Origin of the sequence: Oceanobacillus sp. Castelsardo (assembly GCF_001659985.1) — a bacterium.
Classification (GTDB): domain Bacteria; phylum Bacillota; class Bacilli; order Bacillales; family Amphibacillaceae; genus Oceanobacillus.
The window spans coordinates 47,133-67,169 of record NZ_LYCS01000006.1 but is presented as its reverse complement, the minus strand read 5'-3'; the positions used below and the strand labels follow the sequence as shown (position 1 = coordinate 67,169).

17 protein-coding genes are annotated in these 20,037 nt (G+C 35.6%); 5 read left to right on the top strand and 12 right to left on the bottom strand.

What is annotated here, in order from left to right; all coding sequences use genetic code 11:
* Window positions 1-36: 36 nt before the first annotated feature.
* From A9178_RS11725 to A9178_RS11710, 4 genes are all read right to left on the bottom strand, one after another.
* Window positions 37-1,341, bottom strand: coding sequence for a pyrimidine-nucleoside phosphorylase (locus tag A9178_RS11725; protein WP_068675510.1), 1,305 nt, complete (start codon window positions 1,339-1,341; stop codon window positions 37-39).
* Window positions 1,342-1,377: 36 nt separating this feature from the next.
* Complete coding sequence (locus A9178_RS11720; protein ID WP_068675508.1) at window positions 1,378-2,574, bottom strand: NupC/NupG family nucleoside CNT transporter; 1,197 nt, start codon at window positions 2,572-2,574, stop codon at window positions 1,378-1,380.
* A 234-nt stretch (window positions 2,575-2,808) separates the two neighbouring features.
* Window positions 2,809-3,534 carry a GntR family transcriptional regulator gene (locus tag A9178_RS11715; protein WP_068675506.1) on the bottom strand — a complete coding sequence of 242 codons (726 nt, stop codon included), beginning with the start codon at window positions 3,532-3,534 and terminating at the stop codon, window positions 2,809-2,811.
* Window positions 3,535-3,684: 150 nt separating this feature from the next.
* A complete protein-coding gene (locus A9178_RS11710; RefSeq protein ID WP_068675505.1) occupies window positions 3,685-5,904 on the bottom strand; it encodes a YhgE/Pip domain-containing protein in 2,220 nt (739 codons plus the stop codon).
* 211 nt (window positions 5,905-6,115) lie between these two features.
* Between A9178_RS11710 and A9178_RS11705 the strand changes: the two genes are divergently transcribed.
* Complete coding sequence (locus A9178_RS11705; RefSeq protein ID WP_068675503.1) at window positions 6,116-6,958, top strand: aldo/keto reductase; 843 nt, start codon at window positions 6,116-6,118, stop codon at window positions 6,956-6,958.
* Between the two features lie 72 nt (window positions 6,959-7,030).
* On the opposite strand, the gene A9178_RS11700 is transcribed toward A9178_RS11705, so the two are convergent.
* Both A9178_RS11700 and A9178_RS11695 read right to left on the bottom strand, forming a co-directional pair.
* The gene (locus A9178_RS11700) at window positions 7,031-7,483 is read right to left on the bottom strand and encodes a nucleoside deaminase (RefSeq protein WP_068675501.1); all 453 of its coding nucleotides are present in this window, start codon (window positions 7,481-7,483) and stop codon (window positions 7,031-7,033) included.
* A 43-nt stretch (window positions 7,484-7,526) separates the two neighbouring features.
* Window positions 7,527-8,099, bottom strand: coding sequence for a TetR/AcrR family transcriptional regulator (locus A9178_RS11695; RefSeq protein ID WP_068675499.1), 573 nt, complete (start codon window positions 8,097-8,099; stop codon window positions 7,527-7,529).
* 188 nt (window positions 8,100-8,287) lie between these two features.
* On the opposite strand from A9178_RS11695, the gene A9178_RS11690 reads away from it, so the two are divergent.
* From A9178_RS11690 to A9178_RS11680, 3 genes are all read left to right on the top strand, one after another.
* On the top strand, window positions 8,288-10,336 hold the full coding sequence (locus A9178_RS11690) for an efflux RND transporter permease subunit (protein WP_082918193.1): 2,049 nt from the start codon (window positions 8,288-8,290) through the stop codon (window positions 10,334-10,336).
* 2 nt (window positions 10,337-10,338) lie between these two features.
* Window positions 10,339-12,153 (top strand): coiled-coil domain-containing protein, encoded by a 1,815-nt coding sequence (locus tag A9178_RS11685; protein ID WP_068675497.1) that lies wholly within the window; start codon window positions 10,339-10,341, stop codon window positions 12,151-12,153.
* Window positions 12,154-12,701: 548 nt separating this feature from the next.
* The gene (locus A9178_RS11680) at window positions 12,702-13,121 is read left to right on the top strand and encodes a VWA-like domain-containing protein (RefSeq protein WP_231889845.1); all 420 of its coding nucleotides are present in this window, start codon (window positions 12,702-12,704) and stop codon (window positions 13,119-13,121) included.
* A gap of 41 nt (window positions 13,122-13,162) precedes the next feature.
* Here the strand turns inward: A9178_RS11680 and A9178_RS11675 are convergent, their stop codons facing one another.
* Window positions 13,163-14,383 (bottom strand): dicarboxylate/amino acid:cation symporter, encoded by a 1,221-nt coding sequence (locus A9178_RS11675; RefSeq protein WP_068675493.1) that lies wholly within the window; start codon window positions 14,381-14,383, stop codon window positions 13,163-13,165.
* 364 nt (window positions 14,384-14,747) lie between these two features.
* Here A9178_RS11675 and A9178_RS11670 point away from each other — a divergent pair, with 364 nt between their 5' ends.
* A complete protein-coding gene (locus A9178_RS11670) occupies window positions 14,748-15,311 on the top strand; it encodes a CBO0543 family protein (RefSeq protein WP_068675492.1) in 564 nt (187 codons plus the stop codon).
* A 32-nt stretch (window positions 15,312-15,343) separates the two neighbouring features.
* On the opposite strand, the gene A9178_RS11665 is transcribed toward A9178_RS11670, so the two are convergent.
* The 5 genes from A9178_RS11665 to hisC all read right to left on the bottom strand — a co-directional run bounded on the left by A9178_RS11665 (window position 15,344) and on the right by hisC (window position 19,967).
* Window positions 15,344-15,745, bottom strand: coding sequence for a hypothetical protein (locus A9178_RS11665; protein ID WP_068675489.1), 402 nt, complete (start codon window positions 15,743-15,745; stop codon window positions 15,344-15,346).
* Between the two features lie 41 nt (window positions 15,746-15,786).
* The gene (locus A9178_RS11660) at window positions 15,787-16,062 is read right to left on the bottom strand and encodes a hypothetical protein (protein ID WP_068675488.1); all 276 of its coding nucleotides are present in this window, start codon (window positions 16,060-16,062) and stop codon (window positions 15,787-15,789) included.
* 302 nt (window positions 16,063-16,364) lie between these two features.
* Window positions 16,365-17,801, bottom strand: a complete 1,437-nt coding sequence (locus A9178_RS11655; protein ID WP_068675486.1) for a sodium:solute symporter family protein — start codon at window positions 17,799-17,801, stop codon at window positions 16,365-16,367.
* 13 nt (window positions 17,802-17,814) lie between these two features.
* Entirely contained in the window at window positions 17,815-18,816 is a 1,002-nt protein-coding gene (locus A9178_RS11650) for a C-terminal binding protein (protein WP_068675484.1), read from the bottom strand.
* A gap of 41 nt (window positions 18,817-18,857) precedes the next feature.
* Window positions 18,858-19,967: a histidinol-phosphate transaminase gene (gene hisC, locus A9178_RS11645; RefSeq protein WP_068675482.1), complete on the bottom strand. Its 1,110-nt coding sequence runs from the start codon at window positions 19,965-19,967 to the stop codon at window positions 18,858-18,860.
* Window positions 19,968-20,037 lie beyond the last annotated feature (70 nt).

Here is a 20,037-nt window from a genome sequence, read left to right as displayed (position 1 = left end):
ATAGAAAGGGTCCAATATTTGTTGGACCCTTATATGTTATTCAGAGATAACGTCATATACTAATGGATGATTGTCAATTGATTCACTCGAAATTGTATACGATTCATATATTTTTTCAACAACCTCTGCAACATCTTCACGGTTACTATGGATGGTCACTAAGCAGTCACCCTTCTTAACTTGTTCACCGACTTTTTTATTTAGGACTAGACCTACTGCCAAATCAATTTGTGATTCCTTTGTCACACGACCTGCTCCAAGAAGACTTGCAGCAACCCCTATTTCATTTGCAGTAATTTGCGTGATAAATCCATCTTCTTTCGCTTCAACTTCAAAGGTATATGCTGCGGTTGGTAATTTTTCTGGTTCATCGATAATCGATGCATTTCCCCCTTGTGCAGCAACAAAGGTTTTAAATGTTTCAATGGCTTTGCCAGATTTCATCGCATCCACTAATTTTTCTCTCGCCTCTTCTACGGTTTCCGCTTTTCCTCCTAAATAAACCATTCGGCTACCTAGCGTTAAGCATAACTCTTCTAAATCTTTTGGACCTTTACCTTTTAACGTATCGATAGCTTCTTTTACCTCTAATGCATTACCTATGGCAAAACCTAATGGTTGATTCATATCTGAGATTACAGCAATAGTTTTTCGTCCAGCACCATTACCAATTTGAACCATCGCTTTCGCCAATTCTTTAGAACTATCAAGATCCTTCATAAAAGCTCCTGATCCTGTTTTCACGTCAAGGACGATCGCATCTGCACCAGAGGCAATTTTCTTACTCATTATCGAACTAGCGATTAATGGGATGGAGTCGACTGTTGCTGTCACATCACGAAGTCCATATAGCTTTTTATCGGCAGGAGTTAAGTTCCCACTTTGGCCAACAACAGCAATTTTATTCTTGTTAACTAATTCATCAAATGTTTTACTATCAATTTCTACTTGAAATCCTTCAATAGATTCCAGTTTATCAATGGTACCACCAGTATGACCCAATCCACGCCCTGACATTTTAGCTACAGGGACACCTACAGAAGCAACAAGTGGGGCAAGGATAAGTGTTGTTGTATCACCAACCCCTCCCGTACTATGTTTATCCACCTTAATGCCGTCGATATCAGATAAATCTATCTGATCACCTGAATCTACCATTGCCATCGTTAAATGAACCCTTTCTTCTGGCGTCATATCTTTAAAGAAGATAGCCATCGCTAATGCGGACATTTGGTAATCAGGTATCTCCTCTTTTGTATAACCCTGAATTGCAAAATCAATTTCTTCCTTTGTTAAAGAATAACCATCACGTTTTTTCTCAATAATATCTAACATTCTCATCGTGATCATCTCTCTTTCCATATCGATTGTATTAAGTTAGAAGAACATTCCTGCTATTGCTGCACTTAGTAGAGAGGCAAGTGCTCCAGCTAGTACAGATTTTAAACCTAATCTTGCAATGTCACCTCTACGGCTTGGTGCAAGACCACCTAATCCACCTAATAAAATTGCCATGGAACTAAGGTTTGCAAATCCACATAAGGCAAAGCTTATGACAAGTGTTGTTTTTTCTGTTAAGACACCAATTTCCGGTGCGAATGAAGCATAGGCAACAAATTCATTTAGTACTAATTTTTGCCCAATAAAACTTCCTGCTTGTATTGCTTCAGACCATGGAACCCCCACGGCAAAAGCAATTGGAGCAAATAAATAACCTAAAATTTGTTCTAACGTAATTCCACCGAAAATGCCTAATATTCCATTAATCAAAGCTATTAGTGCAATGAACGCTAACAACATAGCACCAACATTTAATGCCAATTTCAAACCGTCTGATGCACCTTTGGCAGCAGCATCAATTACATTGACTGTTTCTGTATCCTTTTCCAATTTAAACTCATCTGATACCTTCGCAGTTTCTGTTTCTGGCATCATCATTTTAGCCATAACCAATCCTGCTGGTGCTGCCATGAAACTTGCAGCAAGTAAATATTCAAGAGGTACCCCTAATAAGGAATAACCAACTAATACAGCACCAGAAACAGATGCCAAACCACCAGTCATTACAGCAAAAAGTTCTGACTGTGTCATTTTATCAAGAAATGGTCGTACAACTAATGGCGCCTCTGTTTGCCCTACGAAAATATTCGCTGCAGCTGACATGGACTCTGTCTTACTCGTTCCTAGTAATTTAGACAGCGCACCACCAATAACTTTAATAAACCATTGCATGATACCTAGATAATATAAAACTGAAATTAATGCTGAAAGGAAAATAATAATTGGTAAAACGTGAAAAGCGAATATAGTACCAAACTGATTATTATCCGCCAAGGAACCGAATAAAAATCCGATACCTTCATTCGCAAAGTCTATAATATCTTGAACTCTTAAGGTAAACCATTGGAGGGCTTCCTTTCCTGCCTCCCATTTCAGTACAATAAATGCAAATGAAATTTGAATTGCTAATCCACCAAATATCGTCCTTAGCTTAATCGCTTTCTTTTGATTGGAAAATAGAAATGCTATCCCTAGTATAACAACTATCCCCATGATGCCCCATAAAATATTCATTAAACACTCTCACCTTTCATGTTTGGGTGTTTTATCTTTACTTAAAATAGATAGGACGTCCAACAACGTATAGTCATTGTAATCCCTTTCACCTTGATTACAATACTATTGTAAGGTTAGACGTCCAACAAGTCAATTGTTTTTTTGAATATCTTGTCGAAAATTACTGCGATTTTACGAAACCGTCACAAGTAGCTTCTCAAACTTCTTTATTAACTGGAAGTTCCCCTTCAGCTAAATGGTACGTTTACGCAATACATTAAACGATATTTGATTGGAATTAAAGAAATTTATGGAGTAAAGAACAGGTCTATTATCTAAATCATAATGGATTTGGCGCAATATTAATAGTGGTGTATCTTGATCACACTTCATAATATCAGAGATTTCCTCATTATAGCCCATTGTTTTTATTTCAGCTTTTGCATACCCAATCGTGATCCCCTCTTCTTCTAATGATAATAAAATCGATTCTTGATTTAATTTATATCTTTTTTCCAGTAAATTCGCTGGGATTTTATCAATACAATAAACCAATGGCGTCTCATCAGCTGTTCGAACCCGTTTAACTAAAAAAACTTGTTCATTTTTTTCCAAATTTAATTCCTTTATATCATCACCGTGTGGATCAACATATCCTGTAAAAAGAATTTCTGTTCCAGGCTTCTTCCCTTCTCTTTCAATCATGTCGGTAATGCTAAATAACTCTTCTATTCCACCGGAGAATACAGGTTGTTTATTCACAAACGTACCAACTCCATGCTTACGGATAATGATATTTTCCTCTTCTAAAATCCGTAAAGCTTCTCGTAGTGTGTTTCTTGAGACACCTAATTCCTTAGCAAAAGCCATTTCAGACGGCAAACGTTCACCCGGTGCCAATTCTCCATTTTTAATTTTTTCTTTTATTTGTTCAATCACCACGAGATAACGTGGTGTTTGAAAATTATAGTTGTTCATACCATCCCACTCCTTTTATCTTTCTCATTTTACATTTATTATAAATCGCTTTCAAGGTTCCTGTCACAGAACAGGGGGACTAAGGCTGATCATACTATAAATTTATACATGTAAGAAAGCTAATTGCTTGGCGCTATTAGCTTTCTTAATTTAATGGAAAAGTCCAGATTCCTTGGATTTTTCACTTAATACGCTTGTGTTTATTGCACCTTTAAGTACTCCCCCTAAAACAAGGAAGACAATGCCAAAAATAAGGAGGAATGTTACGTCATGAAATACTCTTGCCCAAACAATTCCACCTACAGCTTCTCTCATAAGGTCAACCGCATAAGTAAATGGCAAGAATGGATTAATCATCTGGAAGAACTTAGGAAGTAATACAACAGGGTATGTTCCACCAGATCCGGAAATTTGTATTACTAACATGATGATAGCAATAGCTTTTCCTACGTCACCAAATACAGAAACTACTGTATACACTATTGTAACAAACACCATACTGCATAAAAGTCCAAATAGGATAAACCAAACCGACTCTTTAATATTTACATTTAAAATCAAGAGATCTCCCAAGGTCACAATTAATGTTTGGAAAACTCCAATGCTTATAAATGTAAGTAATCTACCGAAATAAATTTGTCTGGCGGTATAATTTTCTGCCTGAGGACCGTGTACCTCCGTTGACATTAATGAAATTAATAGTAGTCCACCAACCCAAAGAGATAAAGCCGTATAAAATGGGGTCATACCAGTTCCATAGTTCTCAATAGGGAAGATTTTATTTTCATTCAATACAACAGGTTCCGCAAAAAAGCCCTTTTCCGCTTCTGGATCATTTTGTAGAAGCTGAATGATATCATTAATATCGGTATCTTCTTTAGTGTCTCTTACGCGATTCGCTAATTCATTTACTTTATCGTTAATATAAGGGAATTCTCCGAGAACATCATGTAAAACCTCTTTTCCATCCCCTAAACTATTCTCTGTTCGATTAAGTAAATTCTCCACTTCGGGGATGGTCGACTGAATACCAACTAGTATATCTTTAGCCTCTGTAAGTGTTTGTTTCGCACTCGCTACCTCTGCTTTAACAGTTGGTTCAATGTTATTTTTATATTCTATAACAAAAGCATCCACACGCTCATTAACTGTTTCCGCACGTTCCTTCAGTGAATTGAAGATCCCTTCAACTTGGTCTTTTCTTTTATCGACCAATGAATCTATTGCATTCCCTTGTTTTTGTATTTCCTTTAATTGTTGTTCCATGTTTTCCAATTCATAAATTGCATTGTTAATTACTTCTTGATTAGGGTTTATAGTGACCTTGTTATTTTCTTCACCCGACTGGTCTTCTGATTCCTGCCCTTGTTCATTTGATTGACCATTTTCTTTTACCTGTTGAAGTGCGTTCTTTATCGTACCTATTGATTCCAATGTGCCATTAATTTGATTGTTTATTGAATCTTTTATTTGCTTTTCATCACTAAAGTCAATAGAGGACTCGTTGATTTCACCAACAAATGCATTCGTATCAGCTACCATCTGTTGAATTTTCCCTAAGTCCTTTTCGATTTGTGGAGAAATTTCATTTAAACGGGCCTCCGCCTTCTCCAAATAGCTTGTCGTATTATTAATGGTTGAAAGTCCGCTTGAAGTTACTTCTTCCACTCTTGGTATAAGACCCTTAGCCTTTTCCATTAAATCATCAGCATGATCCGCATCTTCTGCTGTCTGATTTAATTTCTTGTGTATTTCTGGCAAGTTTTCTTGCAATGTAAAAAGATAATCTTCAAATTTTTCGATATCTGGCAAATTTTCTTCAATTTCGATACCCAAGTCATTAAATATTTCAAAGATCGTTCCATTTACAGTCGAAATAAAATTACTACTCACCTGCTCAACGATAACACTTGCACCTTTTTGGGTAATTTTTGGTGCAATAGCATTAATCTTTTCATTTACATAATACTCTACATCCGCCTTTTCCGGATGATCACTAATCACTGTACCGAGTCTTTCAGAAAACTTTTCTGGAATAACAATAACTGCAAAATAATCTCCATACTCTAATTTATCCATTGCTTTTTCACGATCAACAAACTTCCAATCCAGTGTACGATTTTCTTTCAATGTATCGACAATCTCATCGCCCACATGAATTTCCTCATCACGAACCATTGCCCCTTTATCTTCATTCACAATCCCAATCGGAATTTGATCGGTTTGGCCATATGGATCCCATGATGCTGCAATATTAAACCAAGCATAAAGTGAAGGTAAGAGGATTAATCCCCCAATTAAAAGAGCTGCAACCCAATTTGTACTCATATTCTTTAAGTCATTTATAAAAACCTTAAAACTTGCCTTCATAATTACCTTCCTTATCTTATTTCATTATTTTCCCCCAATAAACTTATATCATTATAACAACGCTTATATATTTCCACAAATTCGGTGGCAATTCCACCGTGAATATTTAATAGATTGAAAGAAGTGCAATCGCATAAAAGTTGTCATCACAGTTAGCAAGGTGATAATCTTGTTATATAATTATAAATATTTGAAAAAGAGGAGTGCTGACATGAGTATTTCTATACCAGAACTTTCATTGAATGATGGATTGACGATACCATCTATAGGGTTTGGGACGTATAACCTTAACGGAAATGATGGTGCTGCAGCAATTTCAAGTGCAATCCACAACGGTTATCGATTAATTGATACAGCTTATAATTATGAAAACGAGGGTACCGTAGGGGAAGCTGTTCGGAGAAGTTCAGTTCCAAGAGAGGATTTACGAATTACTTCTAAACTACCAGGTCGTTACCATACATACGAAAAGGCTGTTACTTCCATTCAAGAGTCTTTGTATCGTGCAAATCTAGATTATTACGATTTATATTTAATCCATTGGCCCAATCCAAAACAAGACGTGTATGTAGAAGCATGGCAAGCATTAATCGATGCCAAGAAGTGGGGACTAATTCGTTCCATTGGTGTTTGCAACTTCTTACCGGAACATCTAGAACGACTAAAAAAAGAAACCGGCGTTATACCGAGTATCAACCAAATTGAGCTTCATCCATTTTTTAACCAAGAGGAACAAAGAAAGTGGCATGAAGAAAACGGAATCATAACCGAGTCTTGGAGTCCATTAGCACGTGCAAATGAAGTTTTCGGCAATGAAACGTTACAAAACATAGCCGAAAGTCATTCTAAAACCGTTTCACAAATTATCTTACGCTGGCATTATCAACTTGGAGCAGTTGCCATCCCGAAATCCGCATCCCCAGAACGACAACTAGAAAATATTAGTATATTTGACTTCTCTTTAAATGACGATGAAATGAACACCATCTTACAATTAACACGTACAAATGGAAGACTTAAAAATCAAGACCCTGCCGTTTACGAAGAATTTTAAGCAACGACTCTTTAGAGTATACAATTTTATTAAGAAAGGACAGGTGTAACAACTACGCCTGTCCTTTCCTATTTACTGCTTTTCTTTCCAATTTTTCATCGGGTTTTCTTGAGCTTCGTTTAGTGGCACTTGTATCATTTCTATTTCTCTGTTTTCTTTTGACTTGTTTAATTCATTATAAATGAAACTAGATTTTCCTAGCCCTACTGCCATCGCATCATCAACAGATTGACAGTAATACACCTTATCAATTCCAGCAAAATACATCGCTGTTAAGCACATTGAACAAGGTTCACCACTTGCGTACATCGTAAATCCCGATAAATCATTCACCTGATACATCTCCTGGGCCCTTCGTATTGCTAGTAATTCAGCATGACCACTGACATCATAATTTTTATGTAATTCATTGACTCCTTCAGCAATCACTTTATCATTTTTCACAAGGACTGCACCAAAAGGCTGTCCACCTTCTTCTACATTTTGAAGTGCTAACTCTACTGTTCGTTTCATAAATTTATCCATACTATCCCCTCCCTATATTCATACTTCATTAAAGACTACCATACTAAAAATCATTCATAGAAGAAAGCCCCTTATTTGTAAACGCATTAATGATTCCTGCCATTTCTTTAGGTGATTGATCCATCCCCTGATCAAGCCAATTTTTGATAACATGAATACTTCCACTAATGATAAAGGTGCTCAAATACCCTGAAATGTCCTCATCTAGATTAATCATATCCTTCCAACTTTTCATTAAAAATCGGTGTGCTACATTCATAACTCGTTTTTGAAAAGTAGTGTCCCCATTCTCATGTAGGAGCGTTTGGCAAATATCCCGTTTAGAAGCAATATATTCTAATAACTTGGCCGTCATCTTTACAGACTCTTCCTCTTTCGTAAAATTGTACTGACTTAAATATTCATTCATATCTTCTATAATTTCTTCCTCAATTTGATAAAGTAAATCAAAATGGTCTCTATAATGGGAATAAAATGTAGAGCGGTTTATATCAGCAAGCTCACATACTTCTTTTACCGTTATCTGAGAAATTTGCTTTTCTTTTAATAACTTGATTAGGCTATCTTTTAAGACCATTCTCGTATATTTTTTCCTTCTATCCAATTTCGAATTCATGGTTATCTCCCTTTATATTGAAAAATCGAGCGCCTTGTACACCCAAAAAAATTAAAATATCCAACAGATTTTCTTCATTTGTTGTCAACTAAACGCATATTAATAAACTGTTTGTTGAAAATCCAACACCGTGTTTATATAATAAAGTGGAAATAGGCATAATGCAAGAGAGGATGAACTTGAATGATATGGCAACACAAATTTTAAAACATAAAAAATCCATTGTTATTGCTTTTACGATTGCTACAATAATTAGCATTTTTACGCAGTTTTTTGTATCTATAAACTACAACATGGTAGATTACTTACCAGAAGATGCTCCATCAATGGAAGCAACAGATTTAATGGAACAAGAATTTCCAGGTACCATTCCTAATACAAGAGTTATGATCCATAACGTCACGGTAGCGGAAGCATTGGCATTTAAAGAAGAGCTTGCCACGGTCAGCGGAGTGACAGATGTAACATGGCTAGACGATGCCGTTGATATAAAAACACCTATCGAAATGATGGATGAGGATATGGTAGAGTCCTATTACAAAGACAATCATGCTTTATTTTCCTTCAGTATTGAAGAAGGTAAAGAAGTAGAGACGACCGATGCCATCTATGAGCTTATTGGGGACGATAATGCAATGTCAGGGGAAGCACTTGATACAGCTACATCCCAAAAAATGGCTGGTACAGAGTCGATGTACGCCGCCGCATTATTGGTTCCTATTATTATATTAATTTTAGTAATTTCAACCAATTCCTGGATGGAACCCGTATTTTTCCTAACAGCTATTGGAGTTTCGATACTAATTAATTTAGGGACGAACATATTTTTAGGGGAAATATCCTTTGTTACCCAATCAGTGGCGCCGATTTTGCAGCTTGCGGTATCACTAGACTATGCTATTTTCCTACTTCATAGTTTCCAAGATTACAGAAGTCAGGGGAAAGTTCCGGAAGAAGCAATGAAACTGGCAATGAAGCGTTCCTTTCCTGCTATTGCAGCAAGTGCTTCAACCACCTTCTTTGGTTTTATTGCATTAACCTTTATGAACTTCGAAATAGGCTCTGACTTGGGTGTAAATCTAGTAAAAGGTATTCTATTAAGCTTTGTTAGTGTGATGGTATTTTTACCAGCACTCACACTCCTATTTTACAAATGGATCGACAAAACACAGCATAGACCGTTCCTTTCAAGCTTTGGAAAAATAGAAAGGAAAATTGTTAAAATAAAGATCCCAAGTTTAATCATCGTATTTCTATTAATCATCCCAGCATTTTTAGCACAGAGTCAAACTAATTTCACCTATGGAATTGGGGAACAACCAGAGAACACAAGAGCTGGTAGTGATATTGTAACCATTGAAGATACGTTTGGAAAATATACCCCAATGGTTTTACTTGTACCAAACGGAGATGTCGCTAAAGAAGAGGAATTAGTGCAAGAACTTGAAAATCTAAATCATGTAACTAGTGTTCTTTCCTATGTAAATACAGTTGATCCTGTTATTCCTCCAGAGTATCTAGATGAATCCATCACAGAGCAATTTTATTCGAATAATTACAGTCGTATTATTCTGCAAACAAATGCTGGAACAGAGGGCGATGAGGCTTTTGGATTAGTAGAGACGGTTCAAAATACCGTAGCAAACTACTATGAGGAAGATACACATATACTGGGAGAAAGTGTCACACTATATGATATCAAAAATACGGTTGAAAAAGATAACACGGTAGTGAATCTACTTACTGTTATCACCATTGCTATCGTTTTATTTGTAACGTTTAAATCAATTTCGATTCCAGTGGTCCTACTACTTACTATTCAATCAGCAGTATGGATTAATTTATCTATACCATACTTTACAGATACCTCCTTAGTATTTGTAGGCTACTTAATTATCAGCACCGTTCAGCTCGCTGCTACTGTCGATTACGGAATCCTACTGACGGAAGAATATACGAAAAACCGAAAAAATATGACAGCACTTGAAGCGATTAAGAAAACAATCAATGAGAAAATTTTCTCCATTGCGATTTCAGCCTCTATCCTATCAAGTGTAGGGTTTATTTTATGGATGACGTCTAGTAATCCTATCGTCGGTTCCATTGGCTTACTTCTAGGAAGAGGAGCGTTACTAGCCTTTATTATGGTCGTTTGTTTCCTTCCAGCGATGCTCTTAGTATTTGATAAATGGGTTGATAAAACAACGTGGAAGGCAAATTTTTACAAGGAGAAATGATGATGAGGAGAATGAAACAAATACTACTCGTATTTACAGCAGTCGTACTTTTATTTCCATCCAATCTAGTAATGGCTGCTTCGAATTTAGATGCGGCAGAAGATGAAGGTAAGATTTCCGTAAAAGATGAAGTCATATATGCAACGCTTAGTCCATCTGGAAATAAACAAGAAATTTATGTTGTGAACACATTAGATGTAACAAAAACAGGAAAAATTACAGATTATGGTCCATATACACAAGTTAAAAACCTAACAGATTTATCTGATTTAGAACAAAAAAATGAAACAATTGAAATCACTGCTCCAAAGGGAAAATTTTACTACCAAGGGAATATGGACAAGCAAGCCTTACCGTGGAATATTTCCATTTCCTATTTTTTAAATGGTAAAAAAATATCCCCTGAAGAACTTGCCGGAAAAGATGGCCATGTCGAAATTCAGATTGTTACTTCTAAAAACGAGCAAGTAGATGAAGTATTTTTCAAAAACTATTTATTACAAATATCCCTTACTCTCGATCCTAGCATCTATACAAATATCAAGGCAGACGATGGAATGATCGCAAATGCTGGGAAGAATAAGCAAGTAACATTTACTGTAATGCCGGAAAAAGAAACGGAACTTACACTTTCTGCAGATGTTCAAGATTTCGAACTAAGCGGTATTGACATTAATGGTGTACCATCTTCCATGTCCATAGATTCACCTAATTTAGAAGATATGACAGGAGATATGCAATCCTTAACAAACGCTATTCAAAAAGTAAATAATGGTGTAGCAGAGCTTAAACGAGGCGTTTCAGAATTAAACGGTGGGGTTAAGGACCTTCGTAACGGTTCGGAACAATACAAAAATGGGATGACTGAAGTCAAAGGAGCCTCATCTGAATTAGTTGGGGCATCGAAGTCGATTAACGATGCGCTTGCTACAATCAGTAACTCTTTAAGTGGTGAAGATTCTGATGAAATCGATCTTACTGCACTAAGTAAACTACCTGAAGGATTATCAGTACTTGGGGAAAACCTAAATACTACAGCAGACGGCCTAACAACCCTACAAGAAAGTTATGTACAAGCATATGGTGCATTGGACCAAGCTATGGAAGCTATTCCTGCATATGAAATTTCAGAAAAGGAATTTCAAGATTTATATGCTAGCGGTGCAGTTCATGAAGTATTGGATAAATTGAAGGAAACATACTCCGCTGCTCAAACTGCAAAAGGAACCTATATCGCTGTAAAAGAAGGTTTTGATGCAGTCGATACAACCCTAGAAAATACCGCTAACGGAATGAAAGAAATGGGAACTCAGCTAAATACAACAGCTAAAGAGCTTACCACTTCTCTTAAAAAGATGGATATAACAGAATCCATCACAAAATTAGAAGAAGGATTAACAACGCTCTCCACTAATTATAAGGAATTCCATTCTGGTTTAGTGGAATATACTGGGGGCGTCAATCAATTATCCAACTCTTATGGAGAATTGCATGAAGGGATCGTGGAACTTTCTACCGGAACAAATGAATTAGAAAATGGTGTAAGTGATCTCCACAATGGAACATCGGAATTATATGAAGCAACAAATGATTTACCTGATCAAATAAAATCAGAAGTGGACGAAATGATTTCTGACTTTGAAAATACAGACTTTGAAGCTAAATCCTATGTCTCCCCTAAAAACAATGAAAAAATCAACACAGTACAATTTATTATAAAAACTGAAAGTATAGAGATAGAAGAACAAGAAACAGAAGAAGAACCAGCAGAAAAAGAAAAGAGCTTCTGGGAAAAATTTATTGATTTATTTTCTTAAAGAATAAAGGCAAGGATCTTCATTCAAATTAAGATGAAGTCCCTTGCTTTTTCTATACATTCAAAGTAGTTTAGTGCTAAACTATATTTAGGTAGTTAACCATTAAACTATCGGTAAGGGAGATTATTTAATTAGGTAAAGTGAAACTTCAATCAGTGGGGTTTTCATCTCATCCCCCACTGATTGTTAGTTGAACGAATCGAGCTTTTACTGGCTGTTGGTCCCCCACTTAGATTTCTTGGTTAAACTCGAAATCTTGAAGTGGGGGTCTTACAGCCAGTTAATGCGGGATAAATTACAACAAAATAAATAGTACTGGGTCGGAATTTGTGATGGATGATGGAATTACCGCCCAATAATTATAGGTACTTTCTAGGGCATACAGCAATGTTTTATATCTATTTTATGAATAAACAAATACTTGGAGAAATCCAAGTATTTGTTTGTTGAGATTACATTGTTTAAATTAAACTTACTAGATATTTTTTCCACTTTTAACAATTAAATTACTCCATATAATACAATTGTTTACATCATGAACAGGGACGGTGGAAATTTTGAAATGGCAAAAGCAATTATTAGAATTAATCAACAAGTCAAAGGATAAAAAAATTGCTCTAGGTGTTGATGTATCCACAGATGAATATCCAATTGAAACAATACGTCAAATCATTGAATTATTTGAGCAAGTAAAAGAGGGGACCCCTCTTGTATTAGCTGATTTTAAATTGAGAGAAGTCACTGATACAAAACAGGCAAAAAACATAACTTTCCATACTCACGGCAGAGCTTCATATACTGAGGCATTAGAATGGGGACAAGAAAATGAAATTGACATTTTCTTCTACATTACTGATGTAACTGGGTATTTTTGGGATGAGTTAAAAATTGACTATGAAGTAATCTGGTTAATTCCAGACAAGTTTAAACCCCAAGTTCCGTTTGGAAAAACATTAAATTTAGTCTAAGACATTCATAGCCGCCCTTAAAAAAAGGCGGCTTCATTAAGTTAACCAACTTTTCCTTTACGCTTTTCACTTTCTGAAATGATATACGCACAAGCGGCATCCCCTGTTATATTTAAAGCGGTTCTAAGCATATCCAATAAACGATCGATACCAATAATGAGCGCAATCCCTTCTACTGGAAGACCTACTTGAGTGAGAACCATGGCAAGCATAATCAATCCCACTCCAGGTACTCCAGCAGTTCCAATGCTAGCTAAAGTAGCAGTAATAATAATCAAAATTATATCGGTAAAATCAAGGGGAATCGCATAGACCTGGGAAATAAATACTGCAGCTGTTGCCTGCATGATAGCCGTTCCATCCATATTGATAGTAGCTCCTAATGGTTGGACGAAACTGCTAATGCTTTTACTTACCCCAAGATTCTCCTGTGCCGCTTTCATAGAAATTGGTAAAGTTGCACTTGAACTAGCCGTACTAAACGCAACAGACATTGCCGGGAAAAATCCTTTATAAAATGTTAACGGATTTCCCCTCCCAATAAACCAAATAGCTAGCGAGTACGTTATGGCTGCATGAATAAACAGACCTAAAATAACAGTTCCCATGTACGCACCCATTGACCCAATAGCATCTAAACCAGCTCCCCCAATCGCAGAAGCAATTAACGCAAACGCACCATATGGAGCCACTTTCATTATGACGTTTACTAGATACATTAATATTTCATTTGCCTGGTCAAATAAACGATGAATCCCCCTTGTTCTATCCCCTAAAACGGCAAGGGCAATCCCAATAAAGACAGCAAAAGCAATAATTTGTAACATATCTCCGGCCGACATAGAAAATACTGGATTGGTTGGAATGATATTCACGAGCGTCTCCATAATCGGAGGGGCTTCATTTGCTTCATAATCCGCGATGCTTACATCAAAAACTCCTTCAGCTCCCGGTTTGATAGCAAATGCTAAAGCAAGACTAATACATAAGGCAATTGCAGTGGTTACGAGGAAATAAATAATTGTTTGTATGCCAATTTTCCCTAATTTGGCTGGTTCCCCTAAACCAGCTGTTCCAAGGACAATGGAGACAAAAACAATCGGAATGACAAGCATCATGATTAGATTAATAAATATTTGACCAACTGGAGTTAAGATATACGTATCTAATTTAGAAAAAATAGCTTCCGGCACAAATGTTAAAATAATACCTACTAACACACCAAGAACAAGGGCAATTAAGATCTTTTTGGTTAAACTCATTTAGCTACCACACCTTTCCTTTTCATCTTCCTTGAAGATTTCCAATATGGCAGTTGAAATGATACGTTCTCCCAAACATCTTCCTTAGAAAACTTGGTATTCGCCAAAAAAATACGCACCCTCCCTTTCATTCACTGAATCTTAAATACCGCATGTTAAACGTTTACATTTCAGTGGTTACGATTAAGTGGTGTGCACATTTGCTATGTTTTCTATTTATATATGGATACGAGCGGTTGCGACAATATAGAACCCTTTAATTCATTTTAATTATTCTTTTCTTACTTCAACCATTTGAAAAAGTATAATCGAATTGATTTTGGCTATAATAACTCAGAAATCAATAAATAGGGTGAGATAAACAATGGAAGAAAATCAAGTTGAATTTTTAAATAAAATTAGATCCACTAATGAAAAGTTAGGGCAACTAGAAAAAGATTACTTTCAAGCGTATAGTTTTTACGATACTTGGCAATTTTGGGTCATTTTACTCGTGTTACTTATTCCACTAATTGTATTATTTATCAATATCGACCGAAAGAACATCTTCCTACTCGGATTCTTTGGATTAAACTATCATTTATGGTTTGCTTATACAAATGTTATTGGTGTCAGATTAGGGTTATGGGATTATCCCTACGAACCTTTTCCTTTTATACCGGGCTTTTCCGTAGATGCTTCCTTAATACCAATATGTTATATGCTGCTATATCAATGGACAATCAATCACAAAAAAAATATATATCTTTACGCATTACTTTTATCCGCGTTCCTCGGATTTGTCTTTAAGCCAATCATAGTGGCTTTTGATTTTTTCCAAATGTATAATGGGATCAATTATATCTTTTTGTTCGTAACCTATTATATGTTCTTTCTCATATCCATATTTATTACCAATATTTTTATATGGTTACGAAAAAGAAAGTAACGCTTGGGATTTTCCCAAGCGTCTTTCATTTACTAAAAATAGGGCACTTCTTTCATAACACCATCTTTCACTACGGTATACTTAAAATTAGGTAGTTTTGCTTTTTCCTTTATATATTCTAACAATTCATCATGCATTGCATGAAACACAAAACGAAGTACATCATCAAAAATATGATAAAACAACGTATAGCAACTTTTTATAATTGGTAATTTACGAATATATACAACCAACTCATGTTCATTATTTAATTTATCAAATAAATAATTTCTTTCCTCATCATTAATATCATCTAATATTTCATTTGGTTTTCTTAGTTCTTCAATAGGATGAAAAATAAGAATGTTACTGTTTTTTTTTCCTGAGTATATTGATAGTCCGTTTGGCTGTTTCGATAGTAAAAGTAAATCATCTTTTAGTCCTGTTAGCCTCATAAATGTTTCATCCTTATCATTGTTGTTATTTGAGCATCCTCTTATAGAAACTTATAGTCCATACTCTTATCAGGTCGTTGACTAATTTCAACGCTTAGTCCTATTTCATTATTTAGTCGATGATACAAATATTTGCGTTTTATATTTGGTATTAGAGCTAGCATCTTAATAGGGTCTTCTGTCCGTTCGTTATGTAAAAAAACTAAGTGATTCCTATTGTTTTCTCCTATATAGGTGGCAAATACTTCTTCTGAATTATCATTTGTCTGCTTATACTCATCCTCTAAACCAAGTAGCTTTACTATGGTTTCTTCCATGGATAATGCCTCCTTCAATTCACAATTAGTTTTTTAATCATTTTATCCATTTGGATTAAATATAAACTCAGAATTGACCTATTCAAGTTTCTAGGGAGCACACTATTTATAAAAGAAAAAAGACCCAGGAGTAAAGCTTACTCCTTTGGTCTTGTTTTTTCATTACAATCTTTTTCATTCCATATCCTTACTATTCTTTTCAAAGTTGTAGGATATTTAGGGTGCACACTTTTAAAAAACCTTTTCTCCATAAATAACAATAAGAGGGAATTAGTCCTCTCCCTTTTATTGTTTTAGAGCCATTATTTATCTCCGACTACTTTTTCAAGACTCTCTTCTACTTCTTGCGATCCTTTATATGTTATTAGGGATACAACAAAATAAACAATTAACGCAACAACTACTGATAATACTTCAATTGGAATCCCGAAAGTACTTACACCAGCAATACCTAAAATAGCGACAAAAAGGCCTATTATAAAAGAGGCATAAGCACCTTGCTTGGTACCCTTTTTCCACAAAAACCCAATAATAACAGGAGTAAAAACACCAGCAGTATACAAAGTATAAGAGATTAGTAAACCATCAACAATAGATGGAAGAATGGTTGCAACCAAAATGGCGATGGCACCTAAAATTAGAGTCCATGTACGAGATAATTTCACAAGAAATTTCTCATCTAATGTTTTACCGTTTGCTAATTCCTTCTTCTTCACACCGTTTAAGTATAAGTCGTTTACAATATGGGATGTACCTGCTGTTAAAATAGAGTTTGCGGTAGACATTATTGCTGCCATAACAGCCGCTAGAACTAAACCTGCTAAGAAATCTGGTAAAACCTCGCCTACTACTAGCGGTAAAGCTAACGCCGAATTGGTTTCTTCTGGAAACAGTGTACGTGCTCCCATCCCAATAATAACCGGGAAAAGAGTAATAGCGATTAATATAATACCTGCAATAAATGCCGAATGTTTCGCTGTTTTTCCATCTTTTGAAGCGAATAGACGTTGGTAAACATCCTGACCGATCATATTATAAAGAATAAGTGGTAATGCAAGCCAAACCATAAAACTAACATTCCAGTTACCAGTAATACTTAAATATTCTGCAGTATCAACGGAAGCAATTCCCTGTCCTAAGCCACCGAATCCCCCAGCTTTTACTAGCACTATAATAGAAGTGACGATGGTTCCAACTGCAGCAATAATAATATGAATAAAGTCAGTAATCGTTGCACCCCATAAGCCACCAATTGCTGTATAAAGAACAAAGACAACGGAAACAATAACTGCTCCTGTCATGGATCCTACACCAAACATTTCAAGTATACTACTTGCCGCAAATACTTGTGATGCTAAAATTCCAAGTAATGCAATTAAAGATAGTAAGCAACACATTATTCTTAAACCATTACTGTTATAACGCTTCATAACATAATCGGGAACAGTAAATAGTGCTAGCTTACGCATTCTATAGGCGATAAGACTAATTAATATAAATCCAATCCCACCTCCAATACCGTTCCACCAAGATACTAAACCACTTTCAAACCCCTGTTCAGACAGACCTACTACTTTTCCACCACCGTATAATGTGGCCACTAATGCAAATGAAGCAAACCATGTTCCTAATCTTCTACCAGCTAAAAGATAATCATCTACTCCATTATTAAATTTATTACCCCAAATACCAACGAGAAAAATAATCAAGAGATAAATAATGAGTATCGCTAATACCATCGTTTCACTCCCTTTACCTTGTTATTTTATTTTCAATTTCCTTACCGTTTAATGACTGCTGTAATTCCCCCGTTTCAACCCCCTCTATAATTAAATCACAAGTGCGATTTCTCAGTTCCAGTATTGATTCCACTGAATTATAAGAGGAGTGAGGTGTGATTAAAACTTCATCCATATGAATAAGTGGATTATCAAAATTAGGCGGTTCTTGCTCTAACACATCAAGTCCTGCTCCACTAATATAGCCTAATCTAATAGCTTGAACTAAATCGTTTTCATTAATTATCCCACCACGGCATGTATTAACAATATATGCACCTTTAGGTAGTTTCTTAAAGCTTTCCTCATTTATAATGTGTTTTGTCTCCGGAGTTAATGGAACATGTAAACTTAAAAACTCGGATTCTTCCAATAAAGTATCAAAGGATACACACTCTACATTCAGTTTACGAAAAGTTTCTACATCAACATATTTATCATGAGCAATAATACGGCACCCAAAGGCTTGCAATTTTTCTGCAACTTTTCGTGCAATGCGACCAAAACCTAATAAACCTACCGTTACATTACGTGTTCTGCGGATGTTTGTTATATTTAAAGGGTCCCATTTTCTGTTTTCCCTAACATCCTTATGGAACGGCGTTAAGCGGCGCATCCAATGTAAAAGTAATGCAACAGTATGGTCGGAAACCTCATCCATACAGTAATCAGGAACGTTAGAAACATAGATTCCTTTATCCGCTGCAGCTTCTATATCTACATGATTAAATCCTACCCCGGAAATTGCAATAACACGGCAATTATCTAAGACATCTATTACCTTTTTCCCACATGGAAACCCTATTTGAGCTACAACACCATTTGCTATTGGTCCATAAACAGGTAAATCCTTTTCTAACTCTTGGATTCTAGTAATTTTGACATCATACCCCGCATCATCATAACGTTGCATTTCTACTTCATGATTTTCCCACTCATCATCTAAAATCCATACTAAAGGACGTTTGTTTGACATATGAATACCTCCATTTTAAAGTAAGCGTTAACATTACTATTCTAAATTTTAATGTGATTTGGAATTTCCTTTTGTAGTGTCTTTATAAAAAGTTCATTTTCCTTCTTTATCCCAATCGTAATCCGGGCATACTCTGAAAGTCCCCATGGAGCACACGGTCTTATAATCAACCCATAAGGTAGTAACTTTTTAAATAGCTTTAATGAATCCATTTTTAAATGAACAAATAAAAAGTTTGTATGAGATGGAAAAACCTCAAATCCTAAACTTCCTAGCTCTTTACTAAGATAATTTTTTCCTTCTCTCGTCTCCTTTAAATGTGTTTTACCATATTCCCTATCATCAAGTGCAGCAATTGCTGCATCAATTGCGATTCTATTTGTTGCAAATGGTTCACGAATACGTAATACAGGTTCTAAAATATCTCTTTTGGCCACCACATACCCAACTCTCAAACCCGCTAGACCATAAAATTTAGAAAATGTGCGAACGGTTATAAGAGGATAATTTTCTTTAAACAATTGGATACCTGTTAGATAGTCCTTATCATCAATATATTCTGCGTAAGCTTCATCAACAATAACTTGTACATGATTTGGAACTTTATCCAAAAAATCTACTAAATTTTCCTTGGAAACAATCGTTCCGGTTGGATTATTCGGGTTACAAATAATTACTAATTTTGTTTTATCTGTTATCCGCTCATACATCGCATTTAAATCAAAACACCAGTCTTCTGTTACTGGTACCTCTACAGGTATACCACCCATTAAAATCGTTGTTGACCTGTAAGCCGGAAATGTTGGAGTACTGTAAACTACTTCATCCCCTTCATTAACATAAGAACTGATTAATAAAGTAATGGCATTATCGGCACCATTTGTTGTCATAATTTCTTCACGTGAAATGTTATAAAAAATGGCTAGTTTTTCACGTAAGTTCTTTGCTGTAGAATCAGGATAGAGGTTTAATTGATTTAAGGATTTTTGTATTGCTTTCACCACGTCTCTGGAAGGTCCTTGAGGATTTTCGTTTGATGCAAGCCGCACCACCTTATCTAGCTGGTATTCTTTTTTTACGTCTTCAATGGATTTACCAGGTATATATGGATTAATATAATCTAAGGCATTTCTCCATAATGTTTTATTCACACATCTCACCTTTTCATCGAATTTAAGTTCCCTTCTTGCCCTTCGACAAGTTAGAATTTACTGATAATTA